General features: G+C 64.5%; 13 protein-coding genes. 12 read left to right on the top strand and 1 reads right to left on the bottom strand.

Features of this window, described 5'->3' with window-relative positions; genetic code table 11:
* Positions 1–23 precede the first annotated feature (23 nt).
* From ASG57_RS25370 to phoB, 10 genes are all read left to right on the top strand, one after another.
* Positions 24–1418 (top strand): OmpA family protein, encoded by a 1395-nt coding sequence (locus ASG57_RS25370; protein WP_057197986.1) that lies wholly within the window; start codon positions 24–26, stop codon positions 1416–1418.
* A gap of 2 nt (positions 1419–1420) precedes the next feature.
* The gene (locus tag ASG57_RS25365; RefSeq protein ID WP_024337089.1) at positions 1421–1723 is read left to right on the top strand and encodes a hypothetical protein; all 303 of its coding nucleotides are present in this window, start codon (positions 1421–1423) and stop codon (positions 1721–1723) included.
* A gap of 362 nt (positions 1724–2085) precedes the next feature.
* Entirely contained in the window at positions 2086–3141 is a 1056-nt protein-coding gene (locus tag ASG57_RS25360; protein ID WP_024337090.1) for a lysylphosphatidylglycerol synthase domain-containing protein, read from the top strand.
* A gap of 45 nt (positions 3142–3186) precedes the next feature.
* Entirely contained in the window at positions 3187–4485 is a 1299-nt protein-coding gene (locus tag ASG57_RS25355) for an ATP-binding protein (protein WP_057197984.1), read from the top strand.
* A 144-nt stretch (positions 4486–4629) separates the two neighbouring features.
* The gene (gene pstS, locus ASG57_RS25350) at positions 4630–5643 is read left to right on the top strand and encodes a phosphate ABC transporter substrate-binding protein PstS (RefSeq protein ID WP_024337092.1); all 1014 of its coding nucleotides are present in this window, start codon (positions 4630–4632) and stop codon (positions 5641–5643) included.
* Between the two features lie 183 nt (positions 5644–5826).
* On the top strand, positions 5827–6816 hold the full coding sequence (pstC, locus tag ASG57_RS25345; RefSeq protein WP_024337093.1) for a phosphate ABC transporter permease subunit PstC: 990 nt from the start codon (positions 5827–5829) through the stop codon (positions 6814–6816).
* A 4-nt stretch (positions 6817–6820) separates the two neighbouring features.
* Positions 6821–7666, top strand: coding sequence for a phosphate ABC transporter permease PstA (gene pstA, locus ASG57_RS25340; protein ID WP_024337094.1), 846 nt, complete (start codon positions 6821–6823; stop codon positions 7664–7666).
* Positions 7663–8484: a phosphate ABC transporter ATP-binding protein PstB gene (gene pstB / locus ASG57_RS25335; protein WP_024337095.1), complete on the top strand. Its 822-nt coding sequence runs from the start codon at positions 7663–7665 to the stop codon at positions 8482–8484. The genes pstA and pstB overlap by 4 nt, the downstream gene beginning before the upstream one ends.
* A gap of 11 nt (positions 8485–8495) precedes the next feature.
* Positions 8496–9212 carry a phosphate signaling complex protein PhoU gene (gene phoU / locus ASG57_RS25330; protein WP_024337096.1) on the top strand — a complete coding sequence of 239 codons (717 nt, stop codon included), beginning with the start codon at positions 8496–8498 and terminating at the stop codon, positions 9210–9212.
* Between the two features lie 22 nt (positions 9213–9234).
* Entirely contained in the window at positions 9235–9942 is a 708-nt protein-coding gene (gene phoB, locus ASG57_RS25325) for a phosphate regulon transcriptional regulator PhoB (RefSeq protein WP_008143479.1), read from the top strand.
* 260 nt (positions 9943–10202) lie between these two features.
* Here the strand turns inward: phoB and ASG57_RS25320 are convergent, their stop codons facing one another.
* Entirely contained in the window at positions 10203–10715 is a 513-nt protein-coding gene (locus ASG57_RS25320; protein ID WP_024337097.1) for a GcrA family cell cycle regulator, read from the bottom strand.
* Between the two features lie 457 nt (positions 10716–11172).
* On the opposite strand from ASG57_RS25320, the gene ASG57_RS25315 reads away from it, so the two are divergent.
* Positions 11173–12381: an aspartate aminotransferase family protein gene (locus tag ASG57_RS25315; RefSeq protein WP_057197982.1), complete on the top strand. Its 1209-nt coding sequence runs from the start codon at positions 11173–11175 to the stop codon at positions 12379–12381.
* On the top strand, positions 12381–13316 hold the full coding sequence (argF, locus tag ASG57_RS25310; protein WP_024337099.1) for an ornithine carbamoyltransferase: 936 nt from the start codon (positions 12381–12383) through the stop codon (positions 13314–13316). Before ASG57_RS25315 ends, argF begins: the two co-directional genes overlap by 1 nt.
* The last annotated feature ends 96 nt before the right edge of the window (positions 13317–13412 follow it).

Here is a 13412-nt window from a genome sequence, read left to right as displayed (position 1 = left end):
GTTTCCAGAGTTCGGGTCGTCGAATGCAAAAGCTTTTCTCGTGGGCCAGCAAATGGTGGCCGGGGCTGATCCCCCTGGCCATCATGTGGGGATTTGCGGCCTGGAATAACACCTTACCGGTTGAGGCCGACCTGTCTGCCCGAAGCTCGGCGGTGCTGAAGAATACCGTCCTGGACAAAACCCGCATCGCGGTCGATGGCCGCGACGTCAGCCTGGCCGCGGACGCCTTCTCCGAGGAAGGGCGCCGCGACGCCGTGATGGCGGTCGAGACCGTGCCCGGCGTGCGACTGGTCGACGACCGGACCCGACTTGTTCCCGAGGCCAAGCCTTTCGTCTGGAATGCCGAGCGTGACGTGGTGCGGGTGACGCTGTCGGGCTCTGCGTCCTTGCCGTCGATGAAGGCCCGGCTGACCGAGGCGGCCCGCAAGGAGGTCGGCGGCGCCGAGGTGGCCGACCAAATGGGTCTGGCACGCGGCGCGCCGCCGCGGTTCGAGGCGGCCGCGATGCTCCTGCTGGACCAGATCGGCAAGCTCAAGGACGGCAAGATCACGATAACGGACACCAAGGTCAATCTGTCGGGCATGGCGCGCGAGCTCGGCGGCCGCGAGGCGATCGCAGCAGCGCTGAAGAACCTGCCCGAGGGCTTTTCAATCGCCGCCAACGACATCAAGGCGCCCCCTTATATCTTCCAGGCCTACAAGGACCCGGTGGCGGCGAAGGTGACGCTGACCGGCTACGTTCCCGACAACAATGTCCATGCGGCAATCGCCACCAGCGCCTCGCGAAAGTTCTTCACCGAAAAGGTCGTGGACAATCTCAAGGCCAGCGTCGGCGCGCCCGGCTCCTTCAGCATGGCGGTCGTCGCAGCGCTTGGCGCGCTGTCGCGGCTATCGACCGGCACGCTCGTCGTCTCCGATCGCGAGGTGAAGCTGTCCGGTGATGCGCTCTACGAGGGCGCCGCCAACGACATTCGCGCTGGCCTCGGCAGGGACTTCCCGAAAACCTGGCAATACAAGCCGGAGATCACGGTGAAGCCCGCGGCAGGCCCCGTCGACGGCACCGTGTGCCAGCAATTGTTCACAGAGCTTCTGACCAAGGGCAAAATCCGCTTCGCAAACAGGCGCGCGGATATCGATCCCGACTCCGCGGCCATCCTTGATCGTCTCATCGAGACCGCACTGCGCTGCCCCACCACCAATATCGTGGTCGTCGGGCATACCGACGCGGACGGTGAGGATTCCTTCAACCAGGCTCTCTCGGAAAAGCGCGCACAGGCGGTGATCGACTATCTTGTCAAGGCCGGTTTGCCGGCCAGCCGGTTCACGGCGGTCGGCCATGGCAGCACGCAGCCCGTTGCCAGCAACGACACCGATGAAGGCAAGGCGCGGAACCGCCGCATCGAATTTCTGGTGAGGTGACGATGCCCTATCTCGTCTCTTTCCACCTGGGCTGGCTGATCGGCTCGTTGCTGCTGGGCTTTTGCATGGGCTGGATCTCGGTGGTCCAGCGCGGCAACGGCACCTCGAAGGTGACGGCGCGCTGGCTCGCCGCGCTTGCTGTGGCTCTGATCGCGGCCTCGGTCGCCCATGTTGTCCCCGGCCGCTTCGGCTACTGGCTCGACCTTGGGCTGATCATGTTCGCCTGCTATCTCGTCGGTTGCACCATTGGTGCATGGCTGCGCGACCGCGTCGTCTCGCGCACCGCACCGCCGGCGGCTCCGTGATGTTGCCGTGCACCCTGACCGCGCGGCCGATAGATTGAAGTTGGCTTAAGTCGTGACGGAACATTGTGCGGCCGAAATCATCAAAACTTCATGGCGTCTGCGCAGGATTGCCACGGAGATTCGCGTCAACCGTGCCGCCGAAGGCGCCAAACCGTGCATCAGGAGCCATGACCCTGCCTAAAATACTGAAGGCACGTGTTTTTGTTCGAACTGGCGAATTCCACTCCGCCCGAAAACGCGCTAGTGGAGGGGCAGGGGGCATGCGCGATGCCGGTGCCGGCGGCGAAGGTTCGTTGAGTGCCTGTGAGTCGTCCGCCCGTCCGCCGGCCACCCTGGCCGCTGAAGCGTTGTTCGAGGTCTAGATGCTGGAAGCCATACGCAGGGCGACGTCGTTTCTGCGCGAGAAGCAAGTCCTGCATAAGCTTGGCGTTGTGATCAGCATCGCGGTCATCGGGATCGCTTGCTATGTGCTCTACCACATGCTGCGGGGCATCGATTTCAACGAGGTCCTCGAAGCGATCAAGAGCACCGAGCCGAGCCAGATTGCGATGGCGGCGCTGTTCGTCGCTGCGGGCTATTTCACCCTGACCTTCTACGACCTGTTCGCCACGCGCGCGATCGGCCACGCCCAGGTGCCCTACCGGATCACCGCGCTCGCGGCCTTCACCAGCTACTCGATCGGTCACAATGTCGGCGCATCCGTCTTCACCGGCGGCGCGGTGCGCTATCGCATCTATTCGGCCTATGGACTGAACGCGATCGACGTCGCCAAGATCTGCTTCCTCGCCGGCCTCACCTTCTGGCTCGGCAACGCCGCCGTGCTCGGGCTCGGCATCGCCTACCATCCGGAGGCTGCAGCCTCGATCGACCAGCTTCCGCCCTGGCTGAATCGGACGCTGGCGCTGATGATCATCGCGGCGCTGGTCTGCTACGTGGTCTGGGTCTGGACCCAGCCGCGGGTGGTCGGCCGCGGCCCCTGGACCGTGGTGCTGCCGGGCGGCCCCCTGACGCTGCTCCAGATCGCAATCGGCATCATCGATCTCGGCTTTTGTGCGCTCGCCATGTACGTGCTGGTCCCGGACGAGCCCAATCTCGGTTTCGTCGTGGTCGCGGTGATCTTCGTCTCGGCGACCCTGCTCGGCTTTGCCAGCCATTCGCCGGGAGGCCTTGGCGTGTTCGACGCCGCCATGCTGGTCGGCCTCTGGCAGATGGACCGGGAGGAGCTGCTGGGCGGAATGCTGCTGTTCCGCCTCCTCTATTATGTGTCGCCCTTCGTCATATCTGTAATCTTGCTGACGTTTCGCGAAGTTATAATCGGCACACGTTCGAAGCGCTTGCAGCAGGCGGCACTCAAGCTCGACCCCGGCCCGGCGCGTGAAGCCGCCTATGTGAGAGAGCGTAGCGACAGCGGTGCCTGACCGGCGCAAGCCCCAGGACAAGTCCTCCAGGAGAAGCCCGTCCCGATGGCGATCGACGCCCCATCTTCTCCCAACGTTCAGCCATGGTCGGACCGGCTGCGGCACTCGACCATCATCCTCATCGCCGCGGCGCTGGCGCTGTCAGTCGTGGTCTCGCTCGGCGAATTGTCGGCACTGCACGCCGCGATCGTGTTCCTCTGCATCGCGGCGGCTGCCCTGATCCCCTGGCGGCTGCACGATCCCGCCGCTTCCCGGGACGACGTCAGGCGCATCAACCCGGTCGAGAGCGCGGCGGTGGCCGCGGTGGTCGCCGGCATGCCGGATCCGGCTGTGCTGCTCGACCGCGCCGGTCGCGTCATCCACCTCAATGCCGCCGCCGCTCAGCTCGCCCCGGCGCTGCGTCGGAACGAGCTCGCCCAGTTCGCGCTGCGCTCGCCGGAGATCATCACGGCACTGCGCGAGGCGATCGCGACCACCGAGCCGCGGCGCGCGACCTATCTCGACCATGTTCCGGTCGATCGCTGGATGGAGCTCATGATCACGCCGGTGCCGGTTCCGACCAGCTTCGGCGGTACCGACAAATGCATGCTGATGACCTTCCACGACCAGACGCCGCTGCGCCGGGTGGAGGAGATGCGCGCCGACTTCGTCGCCAATGCGAGCCACGAGCTGCGTACGCCGCTGGCCGCATTGTCGGGCTTCATCGACACGCTGCAGGGCCAGGCCAAGGACGACCCCAAGGCGCGCGAGCGCTTCCTCGGCATCATGCACAACCAGGCCACCCGCATGGCGCGCCTGATCGACGATTTGCTGTCGCTGTCGCGGGTCGAGCTGTCGGCCCATGTCCGGCCCGACACCCTGGTCGACCTCGTGCCGATCATCCGCCAGGTCGCCGACGGGCTCGAGCCGCTGGCCCGCGAGCGCCAGGTCGTGGTGGAAATCCAGCTGCCGGATCCGCCGGTGATGATCGCCGGCGACCGCGAGGAGCTGCTCCGCCTGTTTGAGAACCTGATCGAGAACGCGCTCAAATACGGCGCCTCCGGCGGGCGCGTCATCGTGTCGCTGACATCAGGCGCCGCCTCTGATGGAACTCAGGAAATCCGGATCATGGTACGCGATTTCGGCCCCGGTATCGCGCCCGAGCACCTGCCGCGGCTGACCGAGCGCTTCTATCGGGTGGACGTCGGCGACAGCCGCTCGCAAGGCGGTACCGGGCTCGGATTATCGCTGGTGAAACATATTCTTAACCGCCATCGCGGCCGGCTTTTGATCGAAAGCGTGCCCAAGCAGGGTGCAACTTTCACGGCGTGTTTTCCCCAGGCGAAGATTTCGGCCGCGGCCTAAAAACCAAGCGAATCCAAATGCTTGGTTGCGTCATCCAACTGTCATGAAACCTTCGTAAAAGCACAGCCGACCGCTCCTAAACGGGCGGCGCGGGGAGCGCGATCGGGCGCGGATGGCGCTTCGCTCCCCTGTATGGAGACCAGCATGAATTTCCTCAAAACTATGGTCGCTGCTGGCTTGGTAGCCGCATCGACGACGGCCGCCTTCGCGGCCGACATCACCGGCGCCGGCGCGACGTTCCCGTTCCCGCTCTATTCCAAGTGGGCTGACGCCTACAAAAAGGAGACCGGCAACGGTCTGAACTACCAGTCGATCGGTTCGGGCGGCGGCATCAAGCAGATCCAGGCCAAGACCGTGACCTTCGGCGCGAGCGATATGCCTCTCAAGCCCGAGCAGCTTGAAAAGGACGGAATGATCCAATGGCCGCAGGCGATGGGTGCCCTGGTGCCGGTCGTCAATCTCGAAGGGATCAAGTCGGGCGAGCTGGTGTTTTCCGGCGAGCTGCTGGGCGACATCTATCTGGGCAAGGTCAAGACTTGGAATGACCCGGCGATCGCCAAGCTTAATCCCAAGGTGAAGCTCCCCTCGGACGCCATCACCGTCGTGCGTCGGTCGGACGGTTCCGGCACCACGTTCATCTGGACCGATTTCCTTTCCAAGACCAATGCCGAGTGGAAGACGAAGGTCGGTGCCGGTACCGCGGTCGAATGGCCGACGGGCGTTGGCGCCAAAGGCAATGAAGGCGTCGCGGGCAATGTCAGCCAGACCAAGAACTCGATCGGCTATGTCGAGTATGCCTATGCCAAGCAAAACAAGCTGACCTACGGTGCCCTGATCAACAAGTCCGGAAAGACCGTGCAGCCGACCGTTGCGGCCTTCCAGGCTGCAGCCGCCAACGCCGACTGGGCCGGCTCCAAGAACTACTATGTGATCCTGACCGACCAGCCGGGTGAAGCGTCTTGGCCGATTACCGGCGCGACCTTCATCCTGATGCACAAGGATGCGACCGACAAGGCGGCCTCCCAGGAAGCCCTCAAGTTCTTCAAGTGGGCGTTCGAGAAGGGCGACAAGATGGCCGAGGAGCTCGACTACATCCCGATGCCCGACACTGTCGTGAAGCAGATCGAGAAGACGTGGGCTGCCGAGATCAAGAGCTGATTGCAGCGTACTGAACTCGCGCTCCGCCTCGCGGCGGGCGCGAGTGGACGAGCGGCCCGGAATCTTCAGGATTCCGGGTCCCCTTCAAGACAATCCCGGAACGACGCGGGCAAGCTGTCGAAAACGACCGCCTTTGGCGGCATGCAGCTGGCGTGAGCAAAACAGGGGATCGGCGTGGCAGAGATGGCCGTTCAGAGCGATGTAATCGACGATGCCGGACCGTATGATCGCGCCAAGGCCTTGGGCGCGTTCAAGCTCGGCGACGTCACTTTCTATTGGATCACGCGGCTTTCCGCGATCTCGGTGCTGCTGATCCTCGGCGGCATCATCCTTTCGCTGGTCGTCGGCGCCTTTCCCGCGATGAAGGAGTACGGCCTCTCCTTCCTGTGGACGCAGCGCTGGGCACCGTCCGCCGATCCTCCGGTGCTGGGCGCGCTCGGGCCGATCTACGGAACGCTCATCACCTCCTTCATCGCCATGCTGATCGCCATTCCGGTCGGCCTCGGCATTGCGATCTTCCTCACCGAGCTCTGTCCGCAATGGCTGCGCCGCCCGATCGGCATGGCGGTCGAGCTGCTCGCCGGCATTCCCTCGATCATCTACGGCATGTGGGGCTTCTTCGTGCTCGGGCCGTTCCTGGCCAACACCTTCCAGCCCTTCATGATCAAGGTCTTCGACGGCGTCCCTGTGCTGGGCGCGATCTTTGCCGGGCCCCCCTCCTATCTCAGCCTGTTCAACGCCGCGCTGATCCTCGCGATCATGGTGCTGCCCTTCATCACCTCGATCTCGGTCGACGTGTTCAAGACGGTGCCGCCGGTCTTGAAGGAAGCCGCCTATGGCGTCGGCTGCACCACCTGGGAAGTCGTCCGCAGCGTGGTGATCCCCTACACCCGCGTCGGCATCATTGGCGGCGTCATGCTGGCGCTGGGCCGCGCGCTCGGCGAAACCATGGCGGTGACCTTCATCATAGGCAATTCGTTCCGCATCTCATCGTCGATCTTCGCCCCGGGCACCACGATCTCGGCGGCGATCGCGTCGGAGTTCGCCGAGAGCGACGGCCTGCACCAGTCCGGCCTGATCCTTCTCGGTCTGCTCCTGTTCGTGTTGACGTTCTTCGTGCTCGCAGCCGCGCGGCTGATGCTGATGCGCCTGGAAACCAAGGCCGGGAAGTAAAGCCATGAACCCGATCTATGCACGTCGCCGCCGCTGGGACATCGTCATCCGCGGGCTCTGCATCGCTGCTGCCGCGTTTGGCGTCACCTGGCTCGCGCTGATCCTGATCACGCTGTTCTACAACGGCCTGGCCGGGCTCAACTTCCAGGTCTTCACCGCTGACACCCCGCCGCCCGGATCGACCGAGGGCGGCCTGCGCAACGCTATCGTCGGCTCGCTGATCATGACCGCGATCGGCGTCGGCATCGGCGCGCCGCTCGGCCTATTCGCCGGCACCTATCTCGCCGAGTACGGCCGCAACGACAAGCTGACCTCGGTGATCCGCTTCATCAACGACATTTTGTTGTCGGCGCCCTCGATCATCATTGGTCTGTTCATCTACGGCGCGGTGGTGGTGCCGATGCGAGGCTTCTCGGCGATCGCGGGCGCGCTGGCGCTCGCCGTCATCGTGATCCCGGTCGTGGTGCGCACCACGGAAGACATGCTGCTGCTGGTTCCCAACCCGCTGCGTGAGGCCGCCAGCGCACTGGGCCTGCCGCGCTCGCTGGTGATCAAGCGGATCGCCTATCGCGCCGCGCGTTCCGGCCTCATCACCGGCGTGCTGCTCGCCACCGCCCGCGTTGCCGGCGAGACGGCGCCGCTGCTGTTCACCGCGCTCTCGAACCAGTTCTTCAGCCTGGGCCTGGACAAGACCATGGCCAACCTGCCGGTGACCATCAACAATTTCGTGCAGAGCCCCTACGCCTACTGGAAGCAGCTCGCCTGGAGCGGCGCGCTGCTGATCACCCTGACCGTGCTTGCCCTGAACATTGGCGCGCGCATCATCGGCGCCGAGAGGACTGCAAAATGAGTGAAATGTCTGTTTCCGTCAGCGCGCCGACCGTCCATCCCGGCTCGCAGCCCCTGCCCGAGGCGCCCGCCAAGGTTACGGCGCGCAACCTCAACTTCTACTACGGTGAGCACCATGCATTGAAGAACATCAATCTGGCGCTCGGCACCAACCGCGTCACGGCCTTCATCGGCCCGTCCGGCTGCGGCAAGTCGACCCTGCTGCGCATCTTCAACCGGATGTACGATCTCTATCCGGGCCAGCGCGCCACCGGTCAGCTGCTGCTCGACCACACCAACATTCTCGACCCCAAGCTTGATCTCAATCTGCTGCGCGCCCGGGTCGGCATGGTGTTCCAGAAGCCGACCCCGTTCCCGATGACGATCTACGAGAACATCGCGTTCGGCATTCGTCTGTACGAGAAGATCTCGAAGTCCGAGATGGACGACCGCGTCGAGAAGGCGTTGCGTGGCGGCGCGCTGTGGAACGAGGTCAAGGACAAGCTCAATGCTTCCGGCCTGTCGCTTTCCGGCGGCCAGCAGCAGCGCCTCTGCATCGCTCGCACCGTCGCGGTCCGGCCCGAGGTGATCCTGTTCGACGAGCCCTGCTCGGCGCTCGATCCGATCTCGACGGCGAAGGTTGAGGAACTGATCCAGGAATTGTCCGAGAACTACACGATCGCGATCGTCACCCACAACATGCAGCAAGCGGCGCGCGTCTCGGACAAGACCGCGTTCATGTATCTCGGCGAGCTGATCGAGTTCGACGATACCAGCAAGATCTTCACGTCGCCGAGCGACCGGCGCACGCAGGATTACATCACCGGCCGGTTCGGCTGAGGAGACGGAACATGGGTTCTGAACATACCGCAAAGGCCTTCGACAGCGACCTCCAGGAGCTCACGCGCCTGGTTGCCGAAATGGGCGGCATCGCCGAGCGCATGATCGTCGATTCCGTCGACGCGCTGATCCGCCGCGACGTCGCGCTCGGCCAGCGCGTCGTCGCCACCGACACCGAGCTCGATGCGCTGCAGAAGCGCATCGAGGAGCGCGCGGTGCTCACCATCGCGCGCCGCCAGCCGATGGCGGTTGACCTGCGCGAGATCGTCGGCGCCATGCGCGTCGCGACCGATCTCGAGCGCATCGGCGATCTCGCCAAGAACATGGGCAAGCGCGTCGCGGCGCTGGAGACGGATTTCCATCCGCTGAAGCTGTTCCGCGGCCTGGAACACATGACCGACCTGGTGCAGCAGCAGGTCAAGTCGGTGCTGGACGCCTACGCCGCGCACGATCTGCCGGCGGCAATGGCGGTGTGGAAGGGCGACGAGGAGGTCGACGCGATCTGCACCTCGCTGTTCCGCGAGCTCCTCACCTATATGATGGAGGATCCGCGCAACATCTCGTTCTGCATCCATCTGATGTTCTGCGCCAAGAACATCGAGCGGATCGGCGACCACGCCACCAACATCGCCGAGACCGTGTTCTACATGATCGAGGGGCAGGCGATCACCGACAAGCGGCCGAAGGGCGACATGACCAATTTCGCCACCACGATACCGAATACCTGAAGACGTAAGGAGCGACGACACCATGGGCGCACGCATTATGGTGGTTGAGGACGAGGAAGCTCTCACCGAGCTTCTCCGCTACAACCTCGAAGGCGACGGCTATGACGTCGAGACGGTGATGCGCGGCGACGATGCCGATACCCGCCTCAAGGAGCACATTCCCGATCTGATCGTGCTCGACTGGATGCTGCCTGGGCTATCGGGCATCGAGCTGTGCCGGCGGCTGCGCACGCGGCCCGAGACCAAGCAGCTCCCGATCATCATGCTCACCGCGCGCGGCGAGGAGAGCGAGCGGGTGCGGGGGCTTGCGACCGGCGCCGACGACTACATCGTCAAGCCGTTCTCGGTGCCGGAGCTGCTCGCGCGCGTGAAGGGGCTTCTGCGGCGCGCGAGCCCCGAGCGGCTCGCGACGGTGCTCGCCTATGGCGACATCGAGCTCGACCGCGACAAGCGCCGCGTGGCGCGCTCGGGCCGGCCGATCGATCTCGGCCCGACAGAATATCGCCTGCTTGAGTTCTTCCTGGAGCATCCCGGCCGCGTGTTCTCGCGCGAACAGCTGCTCGACAGCGTCTGGGGCCGCGACATCTACATCGACGAGCGCACCGTCGACGTCCATATCGGGCGCCTGCGCAAGCTGCTCAATCTGGGTCGCGAGCAGGACCCGATCCGCACGGTCCGCGGCGCCGGCTACGCGCTGGATGATCGGTTCGCCAAGGCGGAGCAGACGTAAAGCTCTAAACTGGCGAGTGTTGGTTTCGCGAGATGCGGCAATGATCTTGGCCGCCATCCCGGGACGCGCGCAGCGCGAGCCCGGGTCCATAACCACAGAACGTGCTTTGACGAAGACTCGGAGTGACCATCTCGCGCGACAATTGCGCGCTGTGGCTACGGATCCCCGCCCCTCGCGCGCAATCGCGCACCAGGCGGGGATGACACCGAGTTACTGGAGCCGTGATCGCGTCGCGGCTGCCATCAGGTAGATCGACAAACTCAGCGCGTGCCCGGCTTCGCCGGCGCGCGCCGGCGGTCTGCTGCGGGCTGATACGCCACGCGCGAATGCTGGGCGCAGTAGGGCAGGCCGGAAAGCGCCTTGCCGCCGCAGAAGAAGAAATCCGGGCTCGAGGGATCGCCGACCGGCCAGTGACAGGTCGCCTCGTTCAATTCCAGTAGCGACAGCCGTTGGCTCATCGGCACCACGTTGTCGTAGGTAACAGGTTCAGCCTCAACCTCGACCTCGAAGGCCTGCGCCAGCGCGGTGTTGCCGCGCGCGACGGGGCGAGTGACTCGCATCATGTGCTGCGCGGGCCGTGCCTTGCGCGGCCGGGGCGCTGCCGATGAAGGGCTCTTGGCGCGGCCGGACAGGCCGAGCCGGTGCACTTTGCCGATCACGGCATTGCGGGTCACATTGCCGAGCTCCGCCGCGATCTGGCTGGCCGAAAGTCCGGCCTCCCAGAGCTTCTTCAGCTGCTCGACGCGATCATCGGACCAGGTCAAAACCGTCATTGCACCCTTTCCCTCGCTGCGCGCCTGCCGTCCTGGGGCCTTCACAGCGAATGCTTAAGCCTTGAAAAACCCGTGCCGCCAGAATCCCTTAAGGCTCGCCGGGCGCGCTCAAGACGCCCGAACGTTTACGCCGGTACATGAGGACTCTTGGGATCAGAACTGTTGCACGAGATGTCGTATCTGACAGTCCAAACGCTACAATATGGCGTGACTCCCGCGCAAGAGTCCGCCGACTCGCGTCCACATGTTCCGTGGTGAAAATCCCGCAAAATCGGCACCGCAAGACTACGGATTCAGCGTTTCGCGGGGCTTTCGGGCGGCATTGACACACGTCTTGCCAAGCATAAGATAGTCCCACGTGCCGCCCTTAAAAGGCGGCACGTTTCGTTTTCCGGGCCGGTCAATGGTGCGTTGCGCAATGCATGCGTCACACCGTCCGCAACATTCAAGTGACGTCATGACTAACAGCGCCGCGCCGCATTTGCTCCCCGTTTTCGCCAGGGCCGACCTCGGTTTCGAGCGCGGTGAAGGCTGCTGGCTGATCGCGACCAACGGAGATCGCTATCTCGATTTCACCTCGGGCGTGGCGGTGAATGCGCTCGGCCATGTTCATCCGGCGCTGGTCAAGGCGTTGCAGGAGCAGGCGACGAAGCTCTGGCACATGTCGAACCTGTTCCAGAGCCCGGACGGCGAGAAGCTCGCAAGCCGGCTCTGCAACGAGAGCTTTGCGGACTTCGTGTTCTTCTGCAATTCCGGCGCCGAGGCGCTGGAAGGCGTGATCAAGCTGGTGCGCCACCATCACTTCTCCAAGGGGCATCCTGATCGTTATCGCATGATCACCTTCGAGGGCGCCTTCCATGGCCGCACGCTGGCGACGCTCGCCGCCACCGGATCTGCAAAATATCTGGAGGGCTTCGGTCCGCCGATGGAAGGCTTCGACCAGGTGCCGCATGGCGACCTGGAAGCCGTGAAGAAGGCGATCGGCCCACACACCGCGGGCATCCTGATCGAGCCGATCCAGGGCGAGGGTGGCGTTCGTTCGTCGTCTCCCGCCTTCCTCAAGGCGCTGCGCGAGCTCTGCAACGAGCACGGCCTGCTGCTCGCCTTCGACGAAGTGCAGACCGGCATGGGCCGCACCGGCGAGCTCTTCGCCTACAAGCGCACCGGTGTCGTGCCCGACGTAATGTCGCTGGCGAAGGCGCTGGGCGGCGGCTTCCCGATCGGCGCGGTGCTCGCGACCGCGGACGCGGCCGCCGGCATGGGGCCCGGCTCGCACGGTTCGACCTTCGGCGGCAATCCGCTCGCGATCGCCGCGGCCAATGCCGTGCTCGATGTCATGCTCAAGCCCGGCTTCTTCGACCACGTGCAGAAGATGTCGCTGCTGCTCAAGCAGAAGCTCGCCTCCGTGATCGACCGGCACCCCGATGTCGTCAGCGAGGTACGCGGCGAGGGCCTTTTGGTCGGCATCAAGGCCGTGGTGCCTTCGGGCGATCTCGTCGCGGCGCTGCGTGCTGAAAAATTGCTCACCGTCGGGGCCGGCGACAACGTAGTGCGCTTCCTGCCTCCGCTGATCGTCACCGAGGCCGAGATCGAGGACAGTGTCGGGCGGCTCGAACGCGCCTGCGCTGCGATCTCGTCCAGCCAGACCAAGCGGGCGGCAAGCTGATGAGCAAGACGCCCGACAAAGCTCCTAAGCACTTCTTGGACATCAACGAGCTGCCGTTGTCGGAGCTCAAGCGCATGCTCGCCGCATCCTCCGCCATGAAGGCCAAGCAGAAGGCGCATCAGCCGGTCAGGCCGCTCGAAGGCAAGACGCTGGCGATGATCTTCGAGCGTCCCTCGACCCGCACGCGCGTCTCGTTCGACGTCGGCATGCGCCAGCTCGGCGGCGAAGCGATCATGCTCACCGGCGCCGAGATGCAGCTCGGCCGCGGCGAGACCATCGCCGACACCGCGCGCGTGCTGTCGCGCTATGTCGATGCGATCATGATCCGCATCCTCAATCACGATGCGCTGCTGGAGCTTGCGGCCAACGCCACCGTGCCCGTCATCAACGGCCTGACGCGGCGCTCGCATCCTTGCCAGGTGATGGCCGACCTCATGACCTATGAGGAGCATCGCGGCCCGATCGAGGGCAGGACGGTGGCCTGGACCGGTGACGACAACAACGTGCTGGCGTCCTGGGCGCATGCCGCAGAACGCTTCAAGTTCCAGCTCAACGTCGCAACACCTTCCGAGCTCGCACCGAAGAAGGCGATGCGGGACTGGATCAAGGCGACCGGCGCGCCGATCGTGCTCGGCACCGATCCGGAAGCCGCCGTGCGCGGCGCCGACTGCGTCGTCACCGACACCTGGGTGTCGATGGGCGACAAGGAAGGCGAGCACCGCCACAACGTGCTGAAGCCGTACCAGGTCAACGCCAAGCTGATGTCGCTGGCCAAGCCGGACGCGCTGTTCATGCACTGCCTGCCTGCCCATCGCGGCGAGGAGGTCACCGATGAAGTGATCGACGGCCCGCAATCGGTCGTGTTCGACGAGGCCGAAAACCGCCTGCATGCGCAGAAGGGCATTCTGGCCTGGTGCTTTGACGCGGTGAAATAAGCTTGCTTGGAGTCCGGATGAAGCGCAGCGAAATCCGGGGTTCTCAACTCGTGAAACGATCTCCCCGGATACCCGGGCTACGCGGCCCGTGAGGAC

The organism is Bradyrhizobium sp. Leaf396, from assembly GCF_001424605.1.
Taxonomy (GTDB): domain Bacteria; phylum Pseudomonadota; class Alphaproteobacteria; order Rhizobiales; family Xanthobacteraceae; genus Bradyrhizobium; species Bradyrhizobium japonicum_C.
This window is presented reverse-complemented; position numbering and strand designations above follow the sequence as displayed.